The sequence below is a fragment of the Roseovarius sp. A46 genome, from assembly GCF_004126395.1.
In the GTDB taxonomy this organism is placed as follows: Bacteria; Pseudomonadota; Alphaproteobacteria; order Rhodobacterales; family Rhodobacteraceae; genus Roseovarius; species Roseovarius nitratireducens.
The window spans coordinates 1-26328 of the sequence record NZ_PVWS01000011.1; the positions used below are offsets into that span (position 1 = coordinate 1).

The 26328-nt window shown below is 67.8% G+C and carries 25 protein-coding genes; 14 read left to right on the plus strand and 11 right to left on the minus strand.

The annotated features are described in order from the left end of the window. Positions 1–216 precede the first annotated feature (216 nt). Complete coding sequence (locus tag C6W92_RS07580; RefSeq protein ID WP_129432404.1) at positions 217–963, plus strand: rhomboid family intramembrane serine protease; 747 nt, start codon at positions 217–219, stop codon at positions 961–963. Continuing rightward, a complete protein-coding gene (locus C6W92_RS07585) occupies positions 960–1331 on the plus strand; it encodes a GFA family protein (protein ID WP_129432405.1) in 372 nt (123 codons plus the stop codon). The genes C6W92_RS07580 and C6W92_RS07585 overlap by 4 nt, the downstream gene beginning before the upstream one ends. Positions 1332–1358: 27 nt before the next feature. Here the strand turns inward: C6W92_RS07585 and scpA are convergent, their stop codons facing one another. Both scpA and C6W92_RS07595 read right to left on the minus strand, forming a co-directional pair. After that, a complete protein-coding gene (scpA, locus tag C6W92_RS07590) occupies positions 1359–3488 on the minus strand; it encodes a methylmalonyl-CoA mutase (protein WP_129432406.1) in 2130 nt (709 codons plus the stop codon). Next, positions 3460–4398: a hypothetical protein gene (locus tag C6W92_RS07595; protein WP_129432407.1), complete on the minus strand. Its 939-nt coding sequence runs from the start codon at positions 4396–4398 to the stop codon at positions 3460–3462. Before C6W92_RS07595 ends, scpA begins: the two co-directional genes overlap by 29 nt. A 151-nt stretch (positions 4399–4549) precedes the next feature. Here C6W92_RS07595 and C6W92_RS07600 point away from each other — a divergent pair, with 151 nt between their 5' ends. Beyond that, positions 4550–4999: a DUF4174 domain-containing protein gene (locus C6W92_RS07600; protein ID WP_129432408.1), complete on the plus strand. Its 450-nt coding sequence runs from the start codon at positions 4550–4552 to the stop codon at positions 4997–4999. 14 nt (positions 5000–5013) lie between these two features. Here C6W92_RS07600 and C6W92_RS07605 read toward each other — a convergent pair whose 3' ends face one another. Both C6W92_RS07605 and C6W92_RS07610 read right to left on the minus strand, forming a co-directional pair. Further along, positions 5014–5532 carry a hypothetical protein gene (locus tag C6W92_RS07605; RefSeq protein WP_129432409.1) on the minus strand — a complete coding sequence of 173 codons (519 nt, stop codon included), beginning with the start codon at positions 5530–5532 and terminating at the stop codon, positions 5014–5016. Between the two features lie 4 nt (positions 5533–5536). Beyond that, entirely contained in the window at positions 5537–7582 is a 2046-nt protein-coding gene (locus C6W92_RS07610) for an acetyl/propionyl/methylcrotonyl-CoA carboxylase subunit alpha (RefSeq protein ID WP_129432410.1), read from the minus strand. 253 nt (positions 7583–7835) lie between these two features. On the opposite strand from C6W92_RS07610, the gene C6W92_RS07615 reads away from it, so the two are divergent. Then, a complete protein-coding gene (locus tag C6W92_RS07615; RefSeq protein WP_129432411.1) occupies positions 7836–9083 on the plus strand; it encodes a DcaP family trimeric outer membrane transporter in 1248 nt (415 codons plus the stop codon). A 248-nt stretch (positions 9084–9331) separates the two neighbouring features. Here C6W92_RS07615 and C6W92_RS07620 read toward each other — a convergent pair whose 3' ends face one another. The 5 genes from C6W92_RS07620 to C6W92_RS07635 all read right to left on the minus strand — a co-directional run bounded on the left by C6W92_RS07620 (position 9332) and on the right by C6W92_RS07635 (position 12476). Beyond that, positions 9332–9691, minus strand: a complete 360-nt coding sequence (locus C6W92_RS07620; protein ID WP_104019296.1) for a hypothetical protein — start codon at positions 9689–9691, stop codon at positions 9332–9334. 90 nt (positions 9692–9781) lie between these two features. Further along, complete coding sequence (locus tag C6W92_RS17630) at positions 9782–9919, minus strand: hypothetical protein (RefSeq protein ID WP_164989188.1); 138 nt, start codon at positions 9917–9919, stop codon at positions 9782–9784. A gap of 223 nt (positions 9920–10142) precedes the next feature. Beyond that, positions 10143–10544, minus strand: a complete 402-nt coding sequence (locus C6W92_RS07625) for a DUF6497 family protein (RefSeq protein ID WP_241691100.1) — start codon at positions 10542–10544, stop codon at positions 10143–10145. Then, the gene (locus C6W92_RS07630) at positions 10541–10879 is read right to left on the minus strand and encodes a hypothetical protein (RefSeq protein ID WP_129432412.1); all 339 of its coding nucleotides are present in this window, start codon (positions 10877–10879) and stop codon (positions 10541–10543) included. Before C6W92_RS07630 ends, C6W92_RS07625 begins: the two co-directional genes overlap by 4 nt. A 64-nt stretch (positions 10880–10943) precedes the next feature. Further along, entirely contained in the window at positions 10944–12476 is a 1533-nt protein-coding gene (locus C6W92_RS07635) for an acyl-CoA carboxylase subunit beta (RefSeq protein WP_129432413.1), read from the minus strand. 202 nt (positions 12477–12678) lie between these two features. On the opposite strand from C6W92_RS07635, the gene C6W92_RS07640 reads away from it, so the two are divergent. The 10 genes from C6W92_RS07640 (at position 12679) to murD (ending at position 24645) form a co-directional block, all read left to right on the plus strand. Beyond that, complete coding sequence (locus tag C6W92_RS07640; protein WP_129432414.1) at positions 12679–13899, plus strand: multidrug effflux MFS transporter; 1221 nt, start codon at positions 12679–12681, stop codon at positions 13897–13899. A gap of 765 nt (positions 13900–14664) precedes the next feature. Beyond that, positions 14665–15168: a division/cell wall cluster transcriptional repressor MraZ gene (mraZ, locus tag C6W92_RS07645; RefSeq protein ID WP_129432415.1), complete on the plus strand. Its 504-nt coding sequence runs from the start codon at positions 14665–14667 to the stop codon at positions 15166–15168. 3 nt (positions 15169–15171) lie between these two features. Continuing rightward, positions 15172–16167, plus strand: a complete 996-nt coding sequence (rsmH, locus tag C6W92_RS07650; protein ID WP_129432416.1) for a 16S rRNA (cytosine(1402)-N(4))-methyltransferase RsmH — start codon at positions 15172–15174, stop codon at positions 16165–16167. Next, positions 16167–16514: a cell division protein FtsL gene (locus C6W92_RS07655; RefSeq protein WP_206735513.1), complete on the plus strand. Its 348-nt coding sequence runs from the start codon at positions 16167–16169 to the stop codon at positions 16512–16514. The genes rsmH and C6W92_RS07655 overlap by 1 nt, the downstream gene beginning before the upstream one ends. Next, entirely contained in the window at positions 16511–18295 is a 1785-nt protein-coding gene (locus tag C6W92_RS07660) for a penicillin-binding protein 2 (RefSeq protein ID WP_129432418.1), read from the plus strand. The genes C6W92_RS07655 and C6W92_RS07660 overlap by 4 nt, the downstream gene beginning before the upstream one ends. 24 nt (positions 18296–18319) lie before the next feature. After that, entirely contained in the window at positions 18320–19801 is a 1482-nt protein-coding gene (locus C6W92_RS07665) for a UDP-N-acetylmuramoyl-L-alanyl-D-glutamate--2,6-diaminopimelate ligase (protein ID WP_129432419.1), read from the plus strand. Next, on the plus strand, positions 19798–21234 hold the full coding sequence (murF, locus tag C6W92_RS07670; protein WP_129432420.1) for a UDP-N-acetylmuramoyl-tripeptide--D-alanyl-D-alanine ligase: 1437 nt from the start codon (positions 19798–19800) through the stop codon (positions 21232–21234). The genes C6W92_RS07665 and murF overlap by 4 nt, the downstream gene beginning before the upstream one ends. Next, a complete protein-coding gene (gene mraY / locus C6W92_RS07675; protein ID WP_129432421.1) occupies positions 21234–22316 on the plus strand; it encodes a phospho-N-acetylmuramoyl-pentapeptide-transferase in 1083 nt (360 codons plus the stop codon). Before murF ends, mraY begins: the two co-directional genes overlap by 1 nt. A 377-nt stretch (positions 22317–22693) precedes the next feature. After that, a complete protein-coding gene (locus tag C6W92_RS07680) occupies positions 22694–22864 on the plus strand; it encodes a tetratricopeptide repeat protein (protein WP_277815894.1) in 171 nt (56 codons plus the stop codon). Positions 22865–23217: 353 nt separating this feature from the next. Then, the gene (gene murD, locus C6W92_RS07685; RefSeq protein WP_129432423.1) at positions 23218–24645 is read left to right on the plus strand and encodes a UDP-N-acetylmuramoyl-L-alanine--D-glutamate ligase; all 1428 of its coding nucleotides are present in this window, start codon (positions 23218–23220) and stop codon (positions 24643–24645) included. 105 nt (positions 24646–24750) lie between these two features. Here murD and ribD read toward each other — a convergent pair whose 3' ends face one another. Next, positions 24751–25848: a bifunctional diaminohydroxyphosphoribosylaminopyrimidine deaminase/5-amino-6-(5-phosphoribosylamino)uracil reductase RibD gene (gene ribD / locus C6W92_RS07690; RefSeq protein ID WP_277815892.1), complete on the minus strand. Its 1098-nt coding sequence runs from the start codon at positions 25846–25848 to the stop codon at positions 24751–24753. Positions 25849–25852: 4 nt separating this feature from the next. Beyond that, complete coding sequence (gene nrdR / locus C6W92_RS07695; RefSeq protein ID WP_129432424.1) at positions 25853–26326, minus strand: transcriptional regulator NrdR; 474 nt, start codon at positions 26324–26326, stop codon at positions 25853–25855. Positions 26327–26328: the final 2 nt, after the last annotated feature.

Here is a 26328-nt window from a genome sequence, read left to right on the forward strand (position 1 = left end):
CTGATAACCCGGCTCCCTCACCAATCTCACCTGCCAGTCAAGGCCACCACCGAAGCCTAACAACCGGCCCAAAACCATCCCGGGGGAAACAAATCCCACCTCACCGCTCAAACGAGGCGTTTCGCTGTGGTCTCTCAAAAGATTTCGCACCGCTTTCTTTTCAAGAAAGCGGTGCCCCAGCTTTCCCAGCCGGGCAAAGCGCGCTAGCTTTCGCCCATGTTCCCGATCCGCGATCACAACCCGTCGGGCTCGACCCCTTATGTCACCTGGGCGCTCATCGCGCTCAACGTGGTCGTGTTCCTGAGCTACTGGCAGCTCTTCTCGGACGAGCGCGCGCTCAGTCTGTTCTTTCGCGACTGGGCGATGATCCCGGCCCTGGTTACGGCACGGGGCGAGTATGCGGGGCTGTTCACCTCGATGTTCCTGCACGGTGGGCTGATTCATCTCGCGGGCAACATGCTGTTCCTGTGGATATTCGGCGACAATCTCGAGGACCGGATGGGCCACCTGCCCTTCCTCGCCTTCTACCTCGCCTCGGGACTGGCGGCTGGGGCCACGCAGGTAATGGGCGCACCGGGCTCGATGGTGCCGACGGTGGGCGCATCTGGGGCGATCGCGGGGGTTATGGGGGGCTACATGCTGCTGTTTCCGCGCGCGCGGGTCGATATCCTGATCATCATCATCTTCTTCGTGCGCATCATCACGATCCCGGCGGCGCTGGTGCTGCTGCTGTGGTTCGCCATCCAGGTGGTCGCGGGGCTGGGCAGCGATCCGGACATGGGCGGCGTGGCCTACTGGGCCCATGCCGGCGGCTTCGTCGCTGGTATAATCCTGACACTGCCGGTGTTCCTGCGGCTGGGCGGGCCGCGGTTCTGGGCGCTCCATGACGGGGTGCCGCCCAACCCCGAGACACTCTACCGCTTTCGCCGCACGCCCATACCGCGCGTCGGGAGACGCCGATGACCGCCCCGCTCAAGGCCACCTGCCATTGCGGCGCGGTCGAGCTGCGCCTGCGCCCGCTCAACCCGGGCCTCGGCGATGCGCATCGCTGCGACTGCAGCTTCTGCCGGCGGCGCGGGCCGGCCACGATCAGCGTCGCGCTGGACGATCTGGAGATCGTCAGGGGGGCCGCGGCGCTGACACTCTACCGGTGGGGCACCGGCACGGCGCAGCACTGGTTCTGCAGCCGCTGCGGCATCTACACCCATCACCGGCGCCGATCGAATCCAAACGAATACGGCGTCAATCTCGGCGCGATCGAGGGGGTGAACCCGCGCGATTTCGACCCCATCCCGTGGGAGGACGGCGTCAACCACCCCTCCGACCGCTGATCCTTATCCCCGTTCCGACACCCCGCCTCAGCCGCGCGCCGCGCGGATGAGATCGAGGATATCGCGCGCTGCATCGGGGATGTTGGTGCCGGGCCCAAAGATCGCCTTGACCCCCGCCTTTTGCAGGAACTCGTAATCCTGCTGCGGGATGACCCCGCCGCAGATCACGATGATGTCGCCCGCATCGCGCGCGCGCAGCGCCTCGATCAGCTTGGGCGCCAGCGTCTTGTGCCCCGCTGCCTGGCTAGAGATTCCGACCACATGCACATCGTTGTCGATGGCATCCTGCGCCGCCTCCTCCGGCGTCTGGAAGAGCGGCCCCACATCCACGTCAAAGCCGATATCGGCAAACGCCGTGGCGATCACCTTGGCTCCGCGGTCGTGCCCGTCCTGTCCCATCTTGACCACCAGCATGCGCGGCCGCCGGCCCTCGTCCTCGGCGAATTTCTCGACATCGCGCTGGATCGCGGCGAACCCCGCATCGCCCTCGTAGGCCGCGCCATAGACGCCCGCGAGCGTCCGTACCTCGGCGCGGTGCCGACCGAATTCCTTTTCCAGTGCCATGCTGATTTCCCCTACAGTGGCGCGTGCGCGCGCGGCCTCGACCGCCGCCTCCAACAGGTTTCCGCCCTCGACCGCGCGGCGCGTGAGCTCATCGAGTGCCGCATCACAGGCCACCTGGTCGCGGCTGGCGCGGATGCGCTCCAACGCCTTGATCTGGCTGTCGCGCACCTTGACGTTGTCGACATCGAGAATGTCGATCGGGTCTTCTTTCTCCTTGCGATACTTGTTGACGCCGACGATCACCTCGTCTCCCCGGTCGATCATCGCCTGCCGCGTGGCCGCCGTCTCCTCGATGCGAAGCTTTGGCATACCGCTCTCGACCGCGCGGGTCATGCCGCCCATCTCCTCGACCTCCTCGATCAGCTCCCACGCCTTTTCAGCCAGGTCATGGGTCAGCTTCTCGACGTAGTAAGAGCCCGCCAGCGGATCGACCACATTGGTCACGCCCGTCTCTTCCTGCAAGATCAACTGCGTATTGCGCGCGATCCGGGCACTGAAATCCGTGGGCAGTGCAATCGCCTCGTCGAGGGCGTTGGTATGCAAGCTTTGCGTGCCGCCGAGAACCGCGCTCATCGCCTCATAGGCGGTGCGGATTACGTTATTGTACGGGTCCTGCTCCTGCAGGCTGACACCGGAGGTCTGGCAATGGGTGCGAAGCACCTTGGATTTCTCGGATTTCGCGCCGAATTCCGTCATGATCCGATGCCACAGCAGCCGCGCGGCGCGCAGCTTCGCGGCCTCCATGAAGAAATTCATGCCGATGGCAAAGAAGAACGACAGCCGCGGTGCAAAGCGGTCCACATCCATCCCCGCCTCGATCGCCGCCTTCACGTATTCGCGTCCATCGGCCAGCGTATAGGCCAGCTCCTGCACCAGGTTCGCGCCCGCCTCCTGCATGTGGTAGCCCGAGATCGAGATCGAGTTGAATCGCGGCATGTGCTCGGCGGTGTAGCCGATGATGTCCGACACGATCCGCATCGAGGGCGCAGGCGGGTAGATATAGGTGTTGCGCACCATGAATTCCTTCAGAATGTCGTTCTGAATGGTGCCCGAGAGTAGCGCCTTGTCGTGCCCCTGCTCCTCGCCCGCGACGATGAAACTGGCCAGAACCGGGATCACCGCGCCGTTCATCGTCATGGACACGCTGACCTTGTCGAGCGGAATGCCATCGAACAGGACCTTCATATCCTCGACCGAGTCGATGGCCACGCCCGCCTTGCCCACATCGCCCTCGACACGCGGATGATCGCTGTCATAGCCGCGATGGGTGGCGAGATCGAAGGCGACCGAAACCCCCTGCTGCCCGGCGGCCAGGTTGCGGCGGTAGAAGGCGTTCGATTCCTCCGCCGTGGAAAACCCGGCATATTGCCGGATCGTCCAGGGGCGGCCGGCATACATCGTCGCCTTGACGCCGCGGGTAAAGGGCGCCTGCCCGGGGATGCTGCCCATGTGCGGCAGCCCCTCGACATCCTCCTCGGTGTAGAGCGGCTCTACCGCGATCCCCTCCAGCGTCTGCCAGGTCAGGTCTTCAAGCGGGCGGCCCTTCAGTTCCGCCTCAGCCAGTTCACGCCAGGTGTCTTTCTTCGATGCCATCGTCTTGTCCTCTTGTCGGATGACCGTCGCGCGGCTGTATCTCCGCGTTCAACGGTCCGGTTTCCCCGGCCAGTCGTGCCAGCCCGTCCGCCCCGGTGCGCAGCCAGAACAGATCGTCGTCATAAGCCTCTTTCAGTGCGGCGGCCTGCGCCGCACCGAACGGGTACCAGCGCCCGATGCCGTCCGGCAGGCGCGCGGCATCGCCGCCCCGGCGCTCCACGGCGCGGCGCAGCGCGGGCAGGTCGGGCGCGCGGCCCAGCCATGCGGCGGCCTCGTGCCCATGTCCGGTGTCGGCCTCGCCCGTCATCAGCGCCAGACGCGCGGCAGGGCGATCAGCGAATTGCTCGTGCGGCAGGATCACGATCTCGACACCCGGCAGCGCGCAGGCCACGTCCGCGATGACATCGCGCCATTGCCGACCTCCCGTCACCAGCCGGTCGAGATCCCCCGCCGAGGGCAGCCGGTGGCCACGCGCCACCGCATAGGCCAGAACCGAGGCCCACCACGCGTCCTGCGCCCGGATCGACAGCACGGCGCGGGTGATCCGCCCGCCGAAGGCATCGCCAAGGCGCGCCATGCGCTCGCCCGCCCCGGGATAGAGCCGGTGACGCCGCAGGCAGGTGCGCGGCGCGCCGATCATGTTCTCGTCGCTGACCACGAGCCGCGTTACGCCCGCCTCGCGCGCCCGCGCGACACGCAGAGCAATCCGCCCCCGGGCGCGCGCGGCCCGCGCCGCGTCGGAATGGTCACCCGGCGCCGGAATTACCCCGGCCAGCAGCCCGTCGCGGGTGACCGGCGGCCCCCAGAACGCCAGCCCGTGCGTGGCCAGCGCGGCTGTCTGCGCCTGCGCATGGCGTTGAAGGCTCGTGGTGGCGGTGCGGTGGGCTCCGAGGTGAAGAATGATATCCATGATCGCGCGCGTCCCTTGCTGCCCGGCGTCGGGCCACAGGATGCCACCAACACGTGAGCGCGGGATTAACCGCGTCGTTTTTTCCCAATGCGGCCAAACGGGCTTCGCAATCCGGCGCGATCCGCCTATATCTTGCCGGACAGGAGATCGCATGAAACCGTTACTCGCCCTTGTTTTGCTTGCCTTCGCAGCGGCCCCCGCCGACGCACAAGACACTGCGCCGGAGACCGACACGTCCCTGATCGTCCCCGCCGAAGAGGTCACACCGGACGAATTGCTCTGGATCAAGCGACCGCTCGTGGTGTTTGCCGACACCCCCGCGGATCCGCGATATGCCGAGCAGATGGGATACATCACCGACCGGATCGACGCGCTCGCCGTGCGCGACGTGGTGGTGATCACTGACACCGACCCCCCGGCGCGCTCGGAATGGCGGCAGAAGCTGCGGCCGCGCGGCTTCAACCTCGTGCTCGTGGGCAAGGACGGAGAGATATACCTGCGCAAGCCCGCGCCGTGGCAGGTGCGAGAGATCGTGCGCTCCATCGACAAGCTGCCGGCGCGCCAGCGCGAGATGCGCGAGGGAACGGCAGGGGGAAGCTGAGCGCGCACCATCGCTCAGCCCTCCCCCATCGCCACGACGAGCAGCCCCTCGCCCGGCATCATCAGCAGGAGCGCGCGGCGCGCCCCGTCCCAGGCCAATACCGTCTCTCCGTCATCGAGCGCATGGCGAAACACGCTCTCGCTGCGCGCGTCCATGCAGGCCCGCGCCTCGATCCCGGCACGGCGCATCGCCATGCCGGTTTCGCGGTGGTGGTTGGCCATCGCCACCAGAGCCGCATCCGCCGCCTGCCCCGGCAGATCGAGCGCCGCCGCCCCCCGTCCCGCGATCTCGCGGCGCATCTGCGCCACGTCACGGGTAACCGGCAGGGCCGATTTCACCTCTGCGTTCACCACAGAGTAGAGCCCCACGGCACAGTCCCGCCTTGCCACGAAGGACAGCGTCTCGCACAGCGCGAACCACTGCCCCAGCCACACCCGCTGCGCCGCCTCCTGCTCGCGCTGACAGGCGGCGAGGATGACGAGCGCGGCAAGACAGGCCACCGGCACGGGATTATGGCGCGGGGCGCGGGTCATCCTCTCACTCGAACTCCATGATGACCTCGTCCACCGCGAGGCTGTCGCCGGGCGCGGCGTTGACGCATGAAACCACGGCCTTGCGTTCGGCGCGCAGGATGTTCTCCATCTTCATCGCCTCCACGGTGCACAGCGCCTGCCCCTCCTGCACCTCGTCACCCTCGGCCACGTGGACCTTCACGATCATGCCGGGCATCGGGCAGAGCAGCATCCGCGACGTATCAGGCGGAAGTTTCTCGGGCATTAACGCTGCCAGTTCCGCCTGCCGCGGCGTGCGGATATTGACCTTGAGATCGGCCCCGCGGCTCCGGATACGGAATCCCTGCGTGATCTTGCCGACCTTGAGCACCAGCGGCCTGCCGTCCACGTCAAGCCGCGCGAGTTGATCGCCGGGCGTCCAGTCACTTGTGACGCGCAGGATGGCACCATCCTCGAAGCGCACGCTCGCGCCCTCCCGGTCCGCGGAAACGGTGACCGGATAGCTCTCGCCCTGAAGGCTCACCACCCAGTCCTCGCCGACGTGGCGCTCGTGGTTGTCCATCCGCCCCGAGATGCGCGTGCGCCGGATTTCCGCCACCCGGTGCATCGCCGCCGTGCTCGCCGCGATCCGGCGCAGCACGCCCTCGGGCAACTCAACCCCGTCGAAGCCGTCGGGATATTCCTCGGCGATAAACGCGGTGGTGATGTCGCCCGAGACGAATTTCGCATGATCCATCACCGCGCTGAGGAATGGCAGGTTGTGCCCGATCCCCTCGACCTCGAAACTGTCGAGCGCCACGCGCATCGCCTCGATCGCCTGCGCACGGTCCGGGGCCCATGTGCACAACTTGGCGATCATCGGGTCGTAATACATGCTGATCTCGCCGCCCTCGTAGACGCCGGTATCGTTACGCACCGCCGTCTCGCCGGCGGGCGCCTCGCCCTGCCATTTGGCCGAGTCCAGCAGCGGCCCGGCGGCGATTTCCTGCGGCGGGCGATAGCGCGTGAGCCGCCCGATCGAGGGCAGGAAGCCGCGATAGGGGTCCTCGGCATAAAGGCGGCTCTCCATCGCCCAGCCCTTGAGCGTCACGTCGTCCTGCGTGATCGACAGCTTCTCGCCCGCCGCGACGCGGATCATCTGCTCGACGAGGTCCACACCGGTGACAAGCTCGGTCACCGGATGCTCCACCTGCAGGCGCGTGTTCATTTCGAGAAAATAGAAATTTCGCGCGCCATCGACGATGAATTCCACCGTCCCGGCACTGGCATAGCCCACGGCATGGGCCAATGCGACCGCCTGCTCGCCCATCGCGCGGCGGGTCTCTTCGTCGAGGAACGGGCTCGGCGCCTCCTCGATCACCTTCTGGTTCCGGCGCTGGATCGAGCACTCGCGCTCGCCCAGGTAGATGCCGTTGCCATGAGCGTCGCACAGCACCTGTATCTCGATGTGGCGCGGCTGGGTGACGAACTTCTCGATAAAGATGCGGTCGTCGCCGAAACTGCTGGCCGCCTCGTTCTTCGAACTTTGAAAGCCCTCGCGCGCCTCCTCGTCATTCCACGCGATGCGCATGCCCTTGCCGCCGCCGCCCGCGCTCGCCTTGATCATCACCGGATAGCCGATCTCGCCGGAAATCTTCACCGCCTCGTCGGCGTCCTCGATCAGGCCCATCACGCCGGGCACGGTGCTCACCTCCGCCTCCTGCGCGATCTTCTTGGAGGTGATCTTGTCGCCCATCGCCTCTATCGCGCGCACCGGCGGGCCGACAAACGCCACACCCTCGGCCTCCAGCGCCTTGGCGAACTTGGGGTTTTCCGACAGGAAGCCATAGCCCGGATGCACCGCCTCGGCGCCGGTCTTGCGAATCGCGTCCATCACCTTGTCGATGACGATATAGCTCTCGTTGGCGGGCGAGGGACCGATATGCACGGCCTCGTCGGCCATCTGCACATGCAGCGCCTGCGCGTCGGCATCGGAATGGATCGCGACGGTGGCGATCCCCATCTTGCGCGCGGTCTTTATCACCCGACAGGCGATCTCTCCCCGGTTCGCGATCAGGATTTTCTTGAACATTCCTCGTCCCTTCCTCTAGCGGTTCCAGCCCGCGCGGCGGGGCGCGCAGACAGTGTCACATTCCGATAACGGATTTGTAACGAAAGATTTATTATCAATTTTTTTCAAGTGCTTACACATTTTCGTAGATCACCTTGACGTGAGGGGCACGTGACCAAACGGCTTGGCATTGTGGGACAGGCCGCCTGTGCGACGCGGCCTGCGGGGCGCGCAGCGTGCCCGCCTGACACCACAACCGGGAGGAGACCACCCCATGAAACGACACGTCGCAATGGCCCTTGCGCCATCCGCGCTGCTGGTGGCAATCCATGCCGCCCCCGCGTTCGCCGAGAGCGACGCGGAACTCAAGCAACAGGTGCGCGCGCTGACCGAACGTGTGAACGAACTCGAGGATCGCGGGCACGTCAACCTGCCCGCGGGCACGACACTCACCTTCGGCGGCTACACCAAGCTCGACTTGATCTACGATTTCGATCAGGGGCAGGGTGACACCACCTTCGTCCCCGGCCTCGCGATCGGCGCGCCCGATGGCGGCGGCTTCGACGCCCATGTGCGCCAGACGCGCCTCAACTTCCGCACCGATACCCAGACCGACAAGGGGCCGCTCACCACCTTTGTCGAGATCGACTTCTTCGGCACGCGCGGCAACGATGTGCAAACCAACTCGCACCGCCCGCGCCTGCGCCACGCCTATGGTCGCTGGAACGGCTGGACCACGGGCCAGACCTGGACCACGTTCATGCCGATCGAGGCCTACCCCTCGACCGTCGATTTCCAGGGCCCGTCGGGCATTCCCTTCATCCGGCAGGCGCAGCTTCGCTACACCTTCCCGGCGGGCGAGGGGCTCGATGTCTCTGTCGCGCTCGAGAACGGCGAATTCTCCGGTCGCGGTGTGGTCGGCGGTGCGACCGTGCCCATCGGCGAGACCATCGGCGGTGCCTTCTCGGGCAACAACTCGGATTTCGACCAGTCGCCCGACCTCGTACTCGCGGCCAAGTGGCAGCAGGATGACACCCTCCTGCGCGGGGCGTTGGTACTGCGCGACCTCGAAGCCCCGCGCCAGATGGGCGGCGACAGCGATACCGGCTGGGGCATCAACATCGCCGGCGGCGCACCGCTCTGGGCGGGCGGCCGGATCGTCGGCTCGTTCACCTATGGCGACGGCGTGGGCCGGTACATCATCGACGGCGCCGGGCAGGATGCGTTCGTCGATGCCACCGGACGGCTCAACACCATCGAGTCCTACGGCGCCACCGCGCAGGTGTCGCACGACTTCTCCGACAAGGTGACGGCGGGGCTGTCTTACGGCTTCTACTCGGTCGAGGACACTTTCGCGCCCACCGACAGCGACCAGCACCAGACGGTGCACGCGTCGATCTTCTACAGGCCGGTCGATCGCATGACCGTCGGCGCAGAACTGAGCTGGGTCGAGCGCGAGCTTGTCAGCGGCGCCTCGGAGGACGCCACGCGCCTGCAAACCTCGGTTCAGTTCAGCTTCTGAGCCACGGGCACCTGCACCCGCAAAAAGGGGCAGCCCGGCGCCCGAACTGGCACCGGACTGCCCGCAAGAGGGGACACCATGGACCAAGCGCCGAAATGGCGCGCTCGGGGAAAGACGATCCATGGCTCCAAAAAGACTGTCAGCGACGGGGGCCCGGGCCAAGCCCCGCATCACACGCGCCCCGCATTCGGCATGCGACCGCCGGAAACCGGCCCGGCTGCGCAAAACTCCGCCGATCCCGGCCCGACTCATGGCGCATCCCCACCGTCGAACACCTCGGGAAAGCTCTGCCGGGCAACGCCCAGGTCGAGCACCAGCAACGCCTCGTAGCTTTTCGGATCGAACGGGTCCTCTGCGGGCTTGATTTCGCGCCCCAGCAGCCAGCTCAGCCGCCCGGCATCGAGGTTGCCCCGCTCAAAGGGCTGGTCGCCGAAATGCTCCCAGATGGCGCGCAGGAACTCGGTATCTGCACGCCTGTCGATTGGCTTGCGGTCACGATAGCGCTCGCGCGCGATAAGCGGCGTGATCCCGCGCGGGTTGCCCCGCCTGATTGTGAACTGGTAGTCTGTACCTGCAAGACGTCCCGGAAAACCGCGATGTTTCAACATGTTGCACCTCCAAAGACGCAGAGGTGCGGCACGTTTGGCAGGTGTGGCGGGACGGACGATACCGCCCGTCCCGCCGTCAGCCCGAAGGGCTTACTTGTACTTGCCGGTCTGCTCCGGCTCGGTCGTGACCGGCTCGACCACGACGAATTCTTCCTCGGCCGGCTGTGCGCACGCGGCGACGACGGCAACGAAGCCAAGGGCGAGAACGCTCTTGAGGGTCTTGGACATGTAATACTCCTGTCTCTCGTGTCTTCGGTTGATGGCGCGTTCGGGCACAATGCCGAAACCCGCCACGTTGGCGAGGTAAAGGTCGCTTGGGCGCAACCTGGGACAACGCTAGCGGAAATCGAGCGATTTGAATACATTGAATGCGCGATCCCACGCGCATGTGTCCCCAAAGACGCACCTCGCCAAAGGCCGGTCCATTTGCTTGAGCGATATCGCGACGGCATCAGAACATCTCCCATGTACAACGGTCATCCTCGATCCGGTAGGCCTCGAAGACCTGCGTGACCGTCTCGTCGTAGACGCCGAATTCCGACTCGCGGTCGGCCAGCGAAACAACCACCTGCCCGGGCTGCGGGCCGATATTCGAAATCCGGGGCAGCGCATGCGTCTCGCACAGCCACACAAGATCGCCGGAGATGGCATCGAACCGCTCCGCCCCGGCTGTGAACCCGTCGGCGACATAGCGAAACCGATAGATCAGCCCGCCGCCAGAGGGCCGGTTGGTCAGCACCTCGAAGAACCGCGCCTCCAGCCCCGAGGGCAGCCGCAGCGCCTCCTCCTGCGCCGCGGCTGCGGGGGCCTGCGCCAGCAGCACGCTCGCGGCCATGCCCGCCAGCGGCCTCATCCGCCCGCCCCCGTCCAGCGCGCCACGCGCGCCGGATCCTGGAACAGCGCGGCGATCCGCGCCTCCGCTTCTGCCCGCGCGAACCGGCCCGCCACCGTGCCGCCCGCCCGTACATGCAGGCCGCCTGGCACGCGCCACACACGCACCACGGGGGCAAAGCCGCGCAAGTGCCGCAGCGCCCGCCACATGTCCTGCCGCAACCGGTGCGCGACACGGGCGCGCGATGCCTCTGGCACCCGCCCCTCGACCGCCAGATCGAAGCGCACGGGCAGCCGCCGCGCCAGCGTCAGCGCGCCGTCCTCCTCGTGGGTCAGATGCCATTGGTCGCGGGCCATGTCCTGCGTCTGTCCTTGCTTCTTCTTGGTTCGGATACCCTGGCGGGGGCAGCGCCCCCAGCCCTCACAACGGGATGTTGTCGTGCTTCTTCCAGGGCAGCGCGATCTTCTTGTTGCGCAACGACGCGAACGCCCGGCTCACGCGCATCCGCGTGCTGCGCGGCTGGATCACCTCGTCGATAAAGCCGCGCTCGGCGGCGACAAACGGATTGGCGAACCGGTCCTCGTAGCTCTCGGTATGCGCCGCGATCTTCTCGGGGTCCTTGAGATCGGAGCGATAGATGATCTCGGTCGCGCCCTTGGCGCCCATCACCGCAATCTCTGCCGTCGGCCAAGCATAGTTGAAATCGCCGCGCAAATGCTTTGACGACATCACGTCATAGGCCCCGCCATAGGCCTTGCGGGTGATCACCGTGACCTTGGGCACCGTCGCCTCGCCATAGGCAAAGAGCAGCTTGGCGCCATGCTTGATCACCCCGCCGTATTCCTGCCCCGTGCCGGGCAGGAAGCCGGGCACGTCCACCAGCGTCAGGATCGGGATCTCGAAACAGTCACAGAACCGCACGAACCGCGCCGCCTTGCGGCTGCTGTCGATATCGAGACACCCCGCCAGCACCATCGGCTGGTTGGCCACCACACCCACGGTCTGCCCCTCCAGCCGGATGAATCCGGTGATCATGTTCTTGGCGAATTCCTCCTGGATCTCGTAGAAATCCGCCTCGTCCGCGATCTTCAGGATCAGCTCCTTCATGTCATAGGGCATGTTGGGGTTCTCGGGGATCAGCGTGTCGAGGCTCGCCTCGACACGCACCGGCTGGTCAAAGAACGGGCGCACCGGCGGCTTCTCGCGATTGTTCAGCGGCAGGAAATCCACCAGCCGCCGCACCTCGGCAAGCGCCTCGACATCGCTGTCGAAGGCCCCGTCGGCGACGCTCGACTTGCGCGTATGGGTGAGCGCGCCGCCCAGCTCCTCCGCCGTCACCTGCTCATTGGTCACGGTGCGCACCACGTCGGGGCCGGTGACGAACATGTAAGAGCTGTCCTTCACCATGAAGATGAAATCGGTCATCGCGGGGGAATAGACGGCGCCGCCCGCGCAGGGCCCCATGATGACGCTGATCTGCGGGATCACGCCCGACGCCTCGATATTGCGCTGGAATACCTCGCCATACCCCGCGAGACTGTCTACCCCCTCCTGGATGCGCGCGCCGCCCGAATCGTTGATGCCGATGACCGGCGCACCGTTCTGCATGGCCATGTCCATGATCTTGCAAATCTTCTGCGCATGGGTGGCGCTGACCGAGCCGCCCAGCACGGTGAAATCCTGGCTAAAGACATAGACCTGCCGGCCGTTGATCGTGCCCCAGCCGGTGACCACGCCATCGCCGTAGGGGCGGTTCTTCTCCATGCCGAAATCGGTGCAGCGATGTGCCACGAACATGTCGAATTCCTCGAAGCTGCCCTCGTCAAGCAGCAGCTCGATCCGCTCGCGCGCGGTAAGCTTGCCGCGCCCGTGCTGCGCGTCGATGCGCGCCTGTCCGCCCCCGAGCCGGGCATCGGCACGGCGGGTTTCGAGTTCCTGAAGGATATCTTTCATGGCGGTCCCCTTTCCTCACCGGGCCTCCCCGGCCATCGTTGGCGCGCACCATACGCAGTCGGGGCCACAGGGCCAAACGGAATCCCGCAAATTTGCAAATTACTGCGAACAAATTCTTGAATACCTGCAAATCAGCAAATCAACCCCGGCTTTGCACCCTATGCAAATGGACATCTTCACCCGATACCCCTAGCGTGCCGCCATGCTGTCCGAGGTCAAGGTCCGGTTTCTGGACCGCTCAACCCCACCACATATCGTCACGCTGATCCTGATGGCGGGATTGTCGGCGCTGGCGATCAACATCTTTCTGCCGTCCCTGCCCGGAATGGTGGCGTATTTCGACACCGAGTATCGGCTGATCCAGCTTTCGGTGGCGCTCTATCTCGCGGTGAACGCGGGGCTGCAATTGCTGATGGGGCCGATCTCGGACCGCTGGGGGCGGCGCCCGGTGGTGCTATGGGGGGTCGGGCTGTTCCTCGTCGCGACGGTCGGCTGCCTGCTCGCGCCGACCGTCACGGTCTTTCTCGCCTTCCGCATGGTGCAGGCCAGCATCGTCGTGGCGATGGTGCTGTCGCGCGCCATCGTGCGCGACATGGTGCCCCAGGACCGCGCGGCCTCGATGATCGGCTATGTGACGATGGGCATGGCCGTGGTGCCGATGATCGGCCCGGCGTTCGGCGGACTGCTCGACGAGGCGTTCGGCTGGCAAGCGAATTTCTGGGCGCTCCTCGTTCTGGGCGCCGGGCTGTTCTGGCTGTGCTGGTACGATCTGGGCGAGACCGCGCCGCTCTCGGGGCGCACCCTGGCACAGCAGTTCCGCGACTACCCTGCACTTCTCACCTCCTACCGGTTCTGGGGCTACGCGCTGGCGGCGGGGCTCAGTTCGGGGTCGTTCTTTGCCTATCTGGGCGGTGCGCCCTTCGTCGGCGACCAGGTGTTCGGGCTGTCGCCCTCGCTTCTGGGGCTTTTGTTCGGGGCGCCCGCCGTTGGCTATTTCCTCGGCAATTTCGCCTCTGGGCGCTTTTCCACGCGGATCGGCGTCAACCGGATGGTGCTGTGGGGGACACTGTCCAACGCGGGTGGCATCGGGCTCAACCTCACGCTCTTCTACGCGGGCTTCGGCACGCCGCTCAGCTTCTTCGGGCTGATGATGTTCATGGGGCTGGGCAACGGCATGGTGATCCCCAACGCCACCGCCGGCGCGCTATCGATCCGGCCCGACCTCGCCGGCACGGCAAGCGGCCTTTCGGGCGCGCTGATGATCGGGCTGGGGGCGGTGCTCTCGGCGCTGGCGGGGCTGCTGCTGACGCCCGAACGCGGGGCATTCCCGCTGTTGTGGCTGATGTTCGCCACCGGGGTCGCGGGCGTCGTCACAATCCGTCTGGTCATGCGCCGCGAGCGGCGATTGGGGCTGGCAGGCTAGAAGGCGCGGCTGATCGATCACGGCGCTCCGCGCGATCCACCCACCGTCAGGGCAAGGCCCACGAACCCCACCTCCACCCCGGGCGATTCGAAACAGCACAGCCGCCCACACCGTCCGACCTCACCGGCACATCACGGCCCCCACGGGAAATCGTGGGCCTGCATCTGGCGCGAACACGACCGCGGCCAGCGCAGGCCGGAAAATCGAATCAAATCACGCGTGATTCGCATCAGATTCCACGCCCCAGGCTGGTTGAACATCAGGAATCGCGATGTTTCCGAGCATTTTCCAAACCGGATTCACAACTTTCTTGGAAATCATGGGAAGTTTCGAATGAGTAGCATATGTTGCGTTATCTTGATAATCGAGGCCTATATGAAGGGAAGAATACCTGAATATTGGCACATAAAATTATTCCGAGAGGGCACACAGGGCACCAAAACATGCAGAGAAACGCAGAAAAAGATTGCCATGGGACAATTTCCCATATTATCTAGGAAACACGATGAGGACGGGATCATAGAGAGGCATCAAGACCTCCGGAGAACTCCCAAGTCAGGTTTCATACAGGCACCCGGCTTCATCGAACAAAGAGTTCCGGCGCGCGGGCGAGCAGACATCCCCCCAGGTGGCGCGCGCAGTCGGACCCCCCGCTCAGGCGGGACGAGGGCGGCGGGTTGATCAGTGGCAGCAGATCAACCCGCTGTTTCGTATCCGGGGGGCGGTTTTCGGGACGCGGGGGCGCAACAAGGGACCAGCGGGACAGTGGGCCGGATATTCAGGGGCGAGAGCCTCCACAAGGTGGATGGAAAGGGCAGGGTATCGATCCCGGCCCTCTATCGCCGTGTGATAGAGGCCTCCGACCCCAACTGGACCGACGGCCTCAGCCCCGAGCTCATCATCGTCTACGGCGACCACCGCCGCAATTTCCTCGAATGCTACACGGTCGAGGCGATGCAGGAGGTGGATGCCAAGATCGCCGCCCTGCCCCGCGGCTCGAACGCGCGCAAGCATCTTCAGCGGCTGTTCCACGGCCAAAGCTTTCCCACCAGCATCGACGAAACCGGGCGGCTGGTGCTGCCCGCCAAGCTGCGCCGCAAGATCGACCTCGAGGGCGAGGCGTTCTTCATCGCCGCGGGTGACACCTTCCAGATATGGAAGCCCGAGACCTACGAGTCCGAGGAACTCGCCAAGACCGAGGAATGGCTCGACGAATTCCCCGACGATTTCGACCCGCTCATCCTGCTCGACAATCCCGAAGGCGCCTGAACGATGGCCGCTGCCGCTGCCACACCGCCCTCTCCTGCCCCGCACGTCCCCGTCCTTTTGCGCCCGCTGCTGGCGGCGGTGGCCCCGGTGCGCGGCACCTGGCTCGATGGCACGCTGGGCGCAGGCGGCTATGCGCGCGGGCTGCTCGACGCGGGGGCAGAGCACGTGATCGGCGTCGACCAGGACCCTCTGGCCATCGAGATGGCGCGGGACTGGGGGGCCGAATATGGCGAGCGGCTCAGCCTCGTGCAGGGCAATTTCGCGCAACTTGACAGCTATGCCGACGCGCTCGACGGCGTCGTGCTCGATCTCGGCGTCTCCTCGATGCAGCTCGACCGGCCGGAACGCGGGTTCTCCTTCCAAAAGGACGGCCCGCTCGACATGCGGATGAGCCAGCAAGGCCCCACCGCCGCCGATCTGGTCAACCAAACCCCCGAGGCCCGCCTCGCCGACATCCTATTCCTCTACGGCGAAGAGCGCGCCAGCCGGCGCATCGCCCGCGCCATCGTGCGGGCGCGCACCGAGGCCCCCTTCGAGACCACCGGCGCGCTCGCGGCCATCGTGGAACGCTGCCTGCCGCGCCCCAAGCCCGGGCAGGTCCATCCCGCCACCCGCACGTTTCAGGCCATCCGCATCGCCGTCAACGACGAGTATCGCGCCCTCGTGGACGGGCTCGAGGCCGCCGAGCGCGCGCTGGTCCCCGGCGGGCGGCTCGCGGTCGTCACCTTCCATTCCATCGAGGATCGCATCGTCAAGCGTTTCTTCCAGGACCGCGCCGGACACGGCGGCGGCGGCAGCCGCCACGCCCCCGAGGCCGCGGCAAAACCCGCGCAGTTCACCCTGCCCTCGCGCAAGCCAATCGCCGCCGATGCCGAAGAGTTGGACGCCAACCCGCGCGCCCGCTCGGCGCGGCTGCGCATGGGCATCCGCACCGACGCCCCACCGGGCACAAGCGACCGCACCGCGCTCGGGCTTCCCCCGCTCGCAGGAGAGAGATGATGCGCAGCCTCGTTCACGTCCTCACCGCGCTCGCCGTGATCGGCCTCGCCTTCTGGGCCTACCGCGAGAATTACCGCACCCAAGAGGCGCTCGCGCGCGCCGACACGCTGCAATCCGATATCGCCACCGCCCGCCAGCGGCTGCGGATGCTCAACGCGGAATGGGCCTATCTAAACCGCCCCGACCGGCTCGCGGCGCTGGTCGAGATGAATTACGACCGGCTCGGGCTGATGCCGCTGCAACCGCATCAGTTCGGGCGCATCGACCAGGTCGCCTACCCGCAGACCAAACCGGATTTCACCATCACGAACCCCGTCGATGTCATGAGCGACGGAGGGCGCCCATGATCCGCACCCCGCTGCGCCCGCTCGCGCGTATCCTCGATGCCCGCCGCAAGGGCGAAAACCCCGACGCGATCGAGCGCGAAAACATCCGCCTGCGCCACGAGGAAATGCGCGACCGTGCCCGCCGCCGGGCCGAGGGGCGGCTGCTGGTGCTGGCGGGGCTGTTTCTCGCCGGGTTCGCGGTGATCGGCGGCCAGATGGCGGTGCTGGCACAATCGGAACCGGCCGAACCCCGCGCCGGGGCGAGCGGCGCGCGCATCCTCGCCCAGCGCGCCGATATCACGGATCGCCGCGGCCGCGTGCTGGCCACGAATTTCGACACCTACAGCCTCTATGCCCAGCCGCAGCAGATGATCGACCCAGAGGGCGCCGCCGAACAACTGGCCGCCATCTTCCCCGACCTCGACCGCGCGCGGCTGCTGCGCGGCTTCACCGGCAAGCGCAAGTTCCTGTGGATCCGCCGCACCCTCAGCCCCGAGCAGAAGCAGGCCGTGCACGACATCGGCGAGCCGGGGCTGCTGTTCGGCCCGCGCGAGATGCGGCTCTATCCCAACGGACAGATCGCCGCGCATGTGCTGGGCGGGGCGAGCTTTGGCGACGAGGGCGTCAGCGCCGCCGAGATTGTGGGCGTGGCCGGGATCGAAAAAGCGCTCGACGCGCGCCTGCGCGATCCGGCCCGCGCCCACGAGCCGCTGGCGCTGTCGCTCGATCTCAGCGTGCAGGCGGCGATGGAAAAGGTACTCGCCGGCGGCATGAGCATCATGAACGCCAAGGGCGCCGCGGGCATCCTGATGGAGGCCGACACCGGCGAGATCGTCGCCATCGCCTCGCTTCCGGATTTCGACCCCAACAACCGCCCCGCGCCGCCCGTGCAGGGCAACCCCGACGATAGCCCGTTGTTCAACCGCGCGGTGCAGGGCGTCTACGAGCTCGGCTCCACCTTCAAGACCTTCACCATCGCGCAGGCGCTGGAACGCGGGCAGGTCGAACCCGACACCATGATCAACACCCAGAGCCCGATGACATGGGGCAAGTACAGGATCCGCGATTTCCACAACTACGGACGCGAGTTGAGCGTCGAGAAGGTGCTGGTGAAATCCTCCAACGTGGGCACCGCGCGCATCGCCGTCGAGATCGGGGCCGAGCGGCAGCAGGCGTTTCTGCGCACACTGGGCTTGCTCGATCCCGTGCCGCTCGAGATCACCGAGGCCGGCGGCAGCCAGCCGCTTCTGCCGCCGAAATGGTCGGAGTTGTCGACCATGACCATCTCTTACGGGCATGGCCTTGCCATCAGCCCGCTGCACCTCGCCGCGGCCTATGCCACGGTGGTGAACGGCGGGCGGCGGGTGACGCCCACGCTCCTGCGCGATCCGGATCGCGCGCCCGGGCCGCGTGTCATCTCCGAGACGACATCGGCCGCGATGCGCGACTTGCTGCGCCGGGTGGTGACCGATGGCACCGCCAGCCTCGCCGAGGTGCCGGGCTATGCCGTGGGCGGAAAGACCGGCACCGCCGACAAGCCAAAGGCCAGCGGCGGCGGCTATCACGACGACCGGGTGATCGCGACTTTCGCGGGCATGTTCCCGGCCCACGATCCACGCTACGTGATCGTCGTCACCCTCGACGAGCCGGTCGAGACCTCGGGCGAGGAGCCGCGCCGCACCGCGGGGTGGACCGCCGTGCCGGTGGCCGCCGAGATCATCCGCCGCACCGCACCGCTTCTGGGCCTCAGGCCCGCGATTGAACAGGTCGGGGCGGCTGCTATAAGGCGGGCATCGAACTGAGATGACAACCGGGGTGGCAGGCGCGTGGCGCATATCCGAACACTGGCAGAACTGGGGCTGACCGCGCAGGGCGGGCGGCAGGCACGCGTCACGGCGCTCGCCACCAACAGCCGCGCGGTCGAGGACGGCGCGCTGTTCGCCGCCCTGCCCGGCACGCATACCCACGGCGCACGCTTCATCGCCACCGCGCTTGACCGGGGCGCCGGGGCGATCCTGACCGATGCCGCGGGCGCGCGCCTCGCCGCCGACGCGCTCGCGGGCTCGGATGCCGCGCTCGTCATCGCCGAAGACCCGCGCCAGACGTTGGCCTATGCCGCCGCGCTGTGGTTCGGCGCCCAGCCCGAGGTGATGGTCGCCGTCACCGGCACCAACGGCAAGACCTCGGTGGCCACCTTCACCCGCCAGATATGGGAGGCACTGGGCCTTGCCGCGGTCAACCTCGGCACCACGGGCGTCGAGGGGGCGGTGCGTGCGCCCCTGAGCCACACCACGCCCGAGCCGGTGACGCTCCACCGGCTGCTGGCGGACTGCGCAGCCCAGGGCGTCACCCATGCCGCGATGGAGGCCTCATCGCACGGGCTCGACCAGCGCCGCCTCGACGGCGTGCGGCTCGCGGCGGCGGCGTTCACCAACATCACGCAGGACCACCTCGATTATCACCCGGATTTCGCCGCCTATCTCGCGGCCAAGGCCGGGCTTTTCGACCGTGTGCTGCCCGAGGACGGGGTGGCCGTGGTCAATATCGACGACCCCCACGGCACCCACATGGCCGAGATCGTGGCGGCGCGCGGGCAGGACCTCATCACCGTGGGCCGCCGCCCGGGGGCCGATCTGCACATCACCGGCCAGCGCTTCGATGCCACCGGGCAAGTGCTCCGCTTCGACTGGGAGGATCGCGCCCACCAGGTTCGGCTCGACCTGATCGGCGGGTTCCAGGCGGAAAACGCGGCGCTTGCCGCGTGCCTCGCCATCGCCGCCGGGGCGGATGCCACCCGCGTAATCGCCGCCCTGCCCGCGATGACCACCGTGCGCGGGCGGATGCAGCTTGCCGCGACCCGCGGCAACGGCGCGGCGGTATTTGTCGATTACGCCCACACCCCCGACGCCGTGGCCACCGCGCTCAAGGCGCTGCGCCCGCACGTCATGGGCCGGCTCACCGCCATCGTTGGCGCGGGCGGCGACCGCGACCGCGGCAAGCGGCCCCTGATGGGACAGGCCGCAGCCCAGTTCGCCGACGCGGTGATCGTCACCGACGACAACCCCCGCACCGAGGATCCCGCCACGATCCGCGCCGCGGTGCGCGCGGGCTGTCCCGGCGCGACGGAGGTCGCCGACCGCGCCGAGGCGATCCTGCGCGGGGTGGACACATTGGGCCCCGGTGACGCGCTCCTGATTTGCGGCAAGGGGCACGAGACCGGGCAGGTCGTAGGCGCCGACGTGCTGCCCTTCGACGACGCAGAACAGGCGAGCCTTGCCGTCTCGGTGCTCGACGGGGGCGTGGCATGACGCTGTGGACCGCGACAGACGCCGCCGCCGCCACCGCCGGGCGCAGCACGGCTGACTGGGCTGCCAGCGGCGTCTCCATCGACACCCGCACGCTTCAACCCGGCGATCTCTTCGTGGCGCTGAGCGCGGCACGCGACGGCCACGACTTCGTGGCCGACGCGCTGGCCAGGGGCGCCGCGGCGGCGATGGTCAGCCACGTCCCCGAGGGCACCCCCGCCGACGCGCCGCTCCTTGTGGTGGCCGACGTGCAGGCGGGGCTCGAGGCGCTGGGCCGCGCGGGCCGCGCGCGCACGCCCGCCCGCGTGATCGCCGTCACCGGCTCGGTCGGCAAGACCTCGACCAAGGAAATGCTGCGCGCGGTGCTGTCGCATCAGGGCCGCACCCACGCCTCGGTCCAGAGCTACAACAACCACTGGGGCGTGCCGCTGACACTGGCACGGATGCCCGCCGACACCGAATTCGCGGTGATCGAGATCGGCATGAACGCACCGGGCGAGATCGCGCCGCTATCGCGCATGGCCCGGCCCCATATCGCGCTGATCACCACCGTCGCCGCCGCCCATCTCGAGGCGTTCGACGACCTCGCGGGCATCGCCCGCGAGAAGGCGTCGATCTACGCGGGGCTGGAGCCCGGCGGCACCGCCCTCTACCACGCCGACGTGGACACAGCCCCGATCCTGCGCGCGGCCGCCACGACCCACGCCAACCGCACCATCAGCTTTGGCCGCGCGCGCGGCGCGCATCACCGGCTGCTGTCGGCTGACCTGCACGCCACCTCCACGGTGGCGCGCGCCCGCGCCTGGCGCACGCCGCTGCTCTACAAGATCGGCACGCCGGGGCGGCACTTCGCGATGAACGGACTGGCGGTCCTGGCCTGCGTTCAGGCGCTCGGCCTCGACCGCGCGGTGGCCATCGCCGACCTCGCCGCCTGGGCCCCGCCCGAGGGGCGCGGCACGCGCGAACGGCTGGTGCTAGACCTCGCCGCCGACGGCATGAGCATCGACCTCATCGACGACGCCTTCAACGCCAACCCCGCCTCGATGGCGGCCGCGCTCGACATTCTCGCCGCCAGCCGCCCGCTCGACGACGTGGGCCGCGTGGCGCGCGGACGCCGCATCGCCATCCTCGGCGACATGCTGGAGCTGGGCCCGACCGAGGCCGCGCTCCACGCCGCCCTCGCCCAACTGCCCGCAATGCAGGCGGTGGACGAGGTGCATTGCGTGGGGCCGCGGATGCGCGCATTGTGGGACGCCCTGCCCGACGCCAAGCGCGGCCACAAGGCCGCCACCGCCGAGGCACTCGCCACCCGCGCGCACCGGCTCGTGGATGCGGGCGATGTCGTGCTCGTCAAGGGATCGAAGGGCAGCCGCGTCAGCCTCGTCGCCGAGGCGCTGCGCCGCGCGGACCGCCGCCTAGAAAAGGACCAAGGCTAATGCTTTACTGGCTCACCCTCCTGTCGGATGGCGGCGACGTGTTTAACCTGTTTCGCTACATCACCTTCCGCGCGGGCGGCGCGTTCCTCACCGCGCTCACCTTCGGCTTCCTGTTCGGGCCGCCGCTCATCCTGTCGCTGCGCCGCCGCCAGGGCAAGGGGCAGCCGATCCGCGAGGACGGGCCCGAGACCCACTTCTCCAAGGCCGGCACGCCCACCATGGGGGGCTTGCTGATCGTCGGCGCGCTGGTCACCTCGACGCTGCTGTGGGCGCGGCTCGACAACCCGTATGTCTGGCTGGTGCTGTTCGTCACGCTGGCCTTCGGGCTGATCGGGTTCGCCGACGATTACGCCAAGGTCTCGCGCGGCAACGTCAAGGGCGTGCCGGGCCGGGTGCGGCTGATCCTCGGCTTTGCCATCGCGCTCGCCGCCGCGGGCTGGGCCACCTGGCACCACCCCGCCGAGTTGCAGCTTCAACTGGCGCTGCCGGTGTTCAAGGACGTGCTGGTAAACCTGGGCTGGGTCTTCATGCCCTTCGCGATGATCGTGATCGTCGGCTCGGCCAACGCGGTCAACCTCACAGACGGGCTCGACGGGCTCGCGATCATGCCGGTGATGATCGCCTCGGGCGCGCTCGGCATCATCGCCTACACGGTGGGGCGCACCGACTTCACCGAATATCTCGGGCTGCACTACGTGCCCGGCACCGGCGAGATCCTGATCTTCGTCGCGGGGCTCGTGGGCGGGGGCCTGGGCTTCCTGTGGTACAACGCGCCCCCGGCGGCGGTGTTCATGGGCGATACCGGCTCGCTCGCGCTGGGCGGCGCACTGGGCGCCATCGCCGTGGCCACCAAGCACGAGCTGGTGCTGGGCATCGTCGGCGGGCTGTTCGTGGCCGAGGCGCTCAGCGTGATCGTGCAGGTGATCTACTTCAAGCGCACCGGCAAGCGCGTGTTCCTGATGGCCCCCATCCACCACCATTATGAGAAGAAGGGTTGGGCCGAGCCGCAGATCGTGATCCGCTTCTGGATCATCGCGCTGATACTGGCGATGATCGGGCTGGCGACACTGAAATTGCGGTAGGGTCGGGGGGCGCGTCTGACCTTAAGGGGGCGGTCGGGCAAGCCGCGCATCAACGGGCCGCGGCGCGGCGATCCAACGGTCGTTCTGCCGCACTTTATGGCAGCCAAATCCGAAAAAGGCCCAAGCGGCGCGCAGGTGGCAGTCATATCGCCGGGCCGGGGGGCGGCCCGTCGATGCGCGGCGGCGTGCAAGCACGCCTCGATTCCGCGCGGGGGACGCGACCCTTCCCACATCGCCTCAAACGGGTATTGTGATCGCGAGCAGCAAGCGAACAGTTTACCGATGTTGGAAGCATTTCTGGGTTTTCTCTCTGACCACAGCAAGGAACTTGGCGGAGCCGGGGGGGGCTGGTTGCCGTACTTCTGTTCACCTGGGCCATCACCACCCACCTTAACAACCTCGCGGGTGTGCTGGTAAAACTGAACCGGACCGCAGAGGCCCGTCCGCTGCTGGAACAGGCGCTGGCCATCTTCCGCGCCACGCTTCCCGCCGACCACCCGCATATCGGAGTGGTCGAGGGCCGCCTCGCCGCCCTCCCCGACGACTGACCTTCGCACGCCGCTCCCCCCTGCACCCCCGTCATCCTCGGGCTTGACCCGAGGACCTCCCCGGCAACTGCTCTTCCGGCCAAGCCCTAGGATCACGCCCGCAGACGTCCCATTCATCGCGCGCCCCGTTAACCGCCCCCCTCTCCCGCCCCCCGCACCGTCGCGATACCGCCGGAATACCGACGCGATACCGACGTGCCATTTCCCCCCATCCCCCTTGTTAACCTGCCGATTCGCCGCGCCCCGCCCATCCAACCGCGCGCACCGCGCAACCTCTCGTTAACCCGCTTGCGCGCGCCGCCCCGCCGGGGCACTCTGCCCCGCGCTGGCATATCCGAGGGGGACAGGGCGCGATGATCGAGGTTCAGGGGGTATCCGGGCGGCGCGTGGCGGTGCTGGGGCTGGGCCGCTCGGGCCTCTCGGCGGCGCGCGCCCTGATGGCCGGGGGCGCCGAGGTGGTCGCCTGGGACGACACCCCCACCCCCCGCGACGCCGCGCAAGCCGAGGGCATCGAGATCGCCGACCTCACCCGCGACGGCGCGATGGCGGGGCTCGACATGCTCATCGTCTCGCCCGGCATCCCGCATCTCTACCCCGCCCCCAACCGCGTGGTCGCCGCCGCCCTTGGCCTTGGTATCCCGGTGGATAACGACATCGGCCTCTTCTTCCGCTCGCTCGCGACCGATGCATGGCACCGTTTTGATACCCCGCCAAAGGTAATCGCGGTGACGGGAAGCAACGGGAAATCAACCACTTCCGCCCTCATCCACCATGTGCTCGACCAGGCGGGCAAGCCCGTGCAGCTAGCCGGAAATATCGGCCGCGGCGTGCTCGATCTGGACCCGCCGGGCGATGGCGGCATGATCGTGCTCGAACTCAGCAGCTACCAGACCGAGCTTGCCCGCGCCCTCACCCCCGATATCGCTGTTTTCACGAACCTATCCCCCGACCATCTCGACCGTCACGGCGGGCTTGGCGGCTATTTCGCAGCCAAGCGGCGGCTCTTTGCCGAGGGCGGGCCCGACCGCGCGGTGATCGGCGTGGACGAGGACGAGGGCCGCTTCCTCGCCGGGCAACTGAGCGAAGCTCCCGCCGACGACCGGGTGATCCGCGTCTCCTCGGGGCAGAAGCTCTCCGGGCCGGGATGGGCCGTGTTCGCGCGCAAGGGCTTTCTCGCCGAGACCCGAAAGGGGCGGCAGGTGGGCGCCATCGACCTGCGCGAGGTCAAGGGCCTGCCCGGCGCGCACAACCACCAGAACGCCTGCGCCGCCTACGCCGCCTGCCGCGCCGCGGGGCTTGCCCCGCGCGTGATCGAGCAGGGCTTTCACAGCTTTGCCGGCCTGCCCCATCGCAGCCAGCTCGTGGCCGAAACGGGCGGCGTGCGGATCGTTAACGACAGCAAGGCCACCAACGTCGATGCCGCGCTCAAGGCCCTCCTCGCCTTCCCCCGCATCCGCTGGATCTGCGGCGGGCTGGAAAAAGAGGGCGGCCTCGCCGCCCTCGCCCCCGGCCTGCCCCACGTGGTCAAGGCCTACGTGATCGGGCGCGAGGCGGCGCAGTTCGCGCTCGGCCTCGACGGGGTGGAGGCGGCGATCTGCACCACCATGTCCGCCGCCGTCGCCGCCGCGATGGCCGAGGCCGAACCGGGCGAGGTGGTGCTCCTCGCCCCCGCAGCGGCGAGCTTTGACCAGTATGACAATTTCGAACGGCGCGGTGAAGATTTCATCGCCGAGGTGCGCACACGGCTTGGCACCGACGGGAACTCGGCAGCGGGGGGATGAGCCTGGGAGGCTGGGTTCGGCCTTGAGCGGTCGTTGCGGTGAGCCGCGCCGGGACCAAATCCCAAACGTCCGCTCAAGGCCAACCGGGCCTGTCCCCCGTACCCCTCACCCCGCCCGCATCCAGCGGTGCATCACGTCGCCGCCCAAGGGCCGCGTCTCGACCAGCTCGAACCGGGGCGCCTCGTCGAGCCGTGACAGACCCAGCGCGCCCAGCCCCGGCAAACCCTCGGCGCCGATGGCAAGCCCGGCGGTGAAGCCTACCAGTTCATCCACCAGCCCCGCCGACATCAGCGACGCCGCCAGCGCCCCGCCGCCCTCGCACAGCACCCGCGTGAGGCCCGCCGCCCCCAGCGCGCGCAGCACCGATCCCGGCTCCACCTGCCCCGCCACCACCGCGCAGGGCAGCAACCGCGCACCCAGACCCTGCCACGCCGCGGCGAGCTCCGGATCGACCCCGTCGCCGTGGCACAGCCACAGCGGCGCCTCGCCCGCGCTCTGCGCCAGTTGCGAATTCAGCGGCAGGTCGAGCCTGCGCGACACCACCACGCGCACCGGTTGCCGCCGCACGCCCATGCCGCGCACCGTCAGCATCGGATCGTCCGCCCGCGCCGTGCCCGCGCCGACCATCACCGCGTCGTGGCGCGCGCGCATGGCATGGACCGCGCGCCGCGCCTGCGGGCCGGTGATCCATTGACTGTGCCCCGAGGCGGTGGCGATCCGCCCGTCGAAGCTCGTCGCCAGCTTGAGCGTGACCATGGGCCGCCCCTCGGCATTGCGTAGCAGGAACCCGGCGTGGTCGCGCGCCGCCTCCTCGGCGAGCACGCCAGTCTCCACTTCGATCCCGGCGGCGCGCAGCGCGGCAAAGCCCTGCCCCGAGACGCGCGGATCGGTATCGTCGAAGGGGGCGACCACCCGCGCCACGCCCGCCGCGATCAGCGCCTCGGCGCAGGGCGGGGTGCGCCCGTGATGCATGCAGGGCTCGAGCGTGACATAGGCGGTGGCCCCGCGCGCTGCCGCGCCGGCCTGCGCCAAGGCCAGCGGTTCGGCATGGGGCCGCCCGCCGGGTGCCGTCACCCCGCGCCCGAGGATGCGCCCGTCACGCACGATGACACATCCGACGGCCGGGTTGGGCGCGCATTGCCCCATCCCCCGCCGCCCAAGCGACAGCGCCAGCGCCATGAAGCGAGTATCGTCGTGGGGCACGCCGTCAGTCTTTTGCCTGCGCACCGTCATCGGGGCGCAACTCGCTCACGAAGCGGTCGAAGTCGTCAGCAGCCTGAAAATTCTTGTAGACGCTGGCAAAGCGGACATAGGCCACGGTATCGATCCGCGCGAGCGTCTCCATCACGATCTCGCCGATGGTCTTGGAGGGGATGTCTGTGTCGCCCATGCTCTCTAGCCGGCGCACGATGCCAGAGATCATCTGCTCCACGCGCTCGGGCTCTATAGGGCGTTTCTGCATGGCGATGCGGATCGAGCGTTCGAGCTTGTCGCGGTCGAAATCCTCGCGCCGCCCGTTGGTCTTGATCACCACGAGGTCGCGCAACTGCACGCGCTCATAGGTGGTGAACCGGCCGCCGCAGCCCGGGCAGAACCGCCGTCTGCGGATCGAGACATGCTCTTCCGCGGGGCGGGAATCCTTGACCTGCGTGTCGATATTTCCGCAAAACGGGCAGCGCATCC

Excerpts from the sequence above, each read along its gene's own strand:
- rsmH (WP_129432416.1), top strand. The coding sequence starts at position 15,172 with ATGGCCGCTGCCGCTGCCACACCGCCCTCTCCTGCCCCGCACGTCCCC.
- C6W92_RS07640 (WP_129432414.1), top strand. The coding sequence starts at position 12,679 with ATGCTGTCCGAGGTCAAGGTCCGGTTTCTGGACCGCTCAACCCCACCA.
- C6W92_RS07615 (WP_129432411.1), top strand. The coding sequence starts at position 7,836 with ATGAAACGACACGTCGCAATGGCCCTTGCGCCATCCGCGCTGCTGGTG.
- C6W92_RS17630 (WP_164989188.1), bottom strand. The coding sequence starts at position 9,919 with ATGTCCAAGACCCTCAAGAGCGTTCTCGCCCTTGGCTTCGTTGCCGTC.
- C6W92_RS07595 (WP_129432407.1), bottom strand. The coding sequence starts at position 4,398 with ATGGATATCATTCTTCACCTCGGAGCCCACCGCACCGCCACCACGAGC.
- murF (WP_129432420.1), top strand. The coding sequence starts at position 19,798 with ATGACGCTGTGGACCGCGACAGACGCCGCCGCCGCCACCGCCGGGCGC.
- C6W92_RS07625 (WP_241691100.1), bottom strand. The coding sequence starts at position 10,544 with ATGAGGCCGCTGGCGGGCATGGCCGCGAGCGTGCTGCTGGCGCAGGCC.
- C6W92_RS07580 (WP_129432404.1), top strand. The coding sequence starts at position 217 with ATGTTCCCGATCCGCGATCACAACCCGTCGGGCTCGACCCCTTATGTC.
- C6W92_RS07630 (WP_129432412.1), bottom strand. The coding sequence starts at position 10,879 with ATGGCCCGCGACCAATGGCATCTGACCCACGAGGAGGACGGCGCGCTG.
- scpA (WP_129432406.1), bottom strand. The coding sequence starts at position 3,488 with ATGGCATCGAAGAAAGACACCTGGCGTGAACTGGCTGAGGCGGAACTG.
- C6W92_RS07585 (WP_129432405.1), top strand. The coding sequence starts at position 960 with ATGACCGCCCCGCTCAAGGCCACCTGCCATTGCGGCGCGGTCGAGCTG.
- nrdR (WP_129432424.1), bottom strand. The coding sequence starts at position 26,326 with ATGCGCTGCCCGTTTTGCGGAAATATCGACACGCAGGTCAAGGATTCC.
- C6W92_RS07605 (WP_129432409.1), bottom strand. The coding sequence starts at position 5,532 with ATGACCCGCGCCCCGCGCCATAATCCCGTGCCGGTGGCCTGTCTTGCC.
- C6W92_RS07600 (WP_129432408.1), top strand. The coding sequence starts at position 4,550 with ATGAAACCGTTACTCGCCCTTGTTTTGCTTGCCTTCGCAGCGGCCCCC.
- C6W92_RS07610 (WP_129432410.1), bottom strand. The coding sequence starts at position 7,582 with ATGTTCAAGAAAATCCTGATCGCGAACCGGGGAGAGATCGCCTGTCGG.
- C6W92_RS07635 (WP_129432413.1), bottom strand. The coding sequence starts at position 12,476 with ATGAAAGATATCCTTCAGGAACTCGAAACCCGCCGTGCCGATGCCCGG.
- C6W92_RS07660 (WP_129432418.1), top strand. The coding sequence starts at position 16,511 with ATGATCCGCACCCCGCTGCGCCCGCTCGCGCGTATCCTCGATGCCCGC.
- murD (WP_129432423.1), top strand. The coding sequence starts at position 23,218 with ATGATCGAGGTTCAGGGGGTATCCGGGCGGCGCGTGGCGGTGCTGGGG.
- C6W92_RS07620 (WP_104019296.1), bottom strand. The coding sequence starts at position 9,691 with ATGTTGAAACATCGCGGTTTTCCGGGACGTCTTGCAGGTACAGACTAC.
- mraY (WP_129432421.1), top strand. The coding sequence starts at position 21,234 with ATGCTTTACTGGCTCACCCTCCTGTCGGATGGCGGCGACGTGTTTAAC.
- C6W92_RS07655 (WP_206735513.1), top strand. The coding sequence starts at position 16,167 with ATGCGCAGCCTCGTTCACGTCCTCACCGCGCTCGCCGTGATCGGCCTC.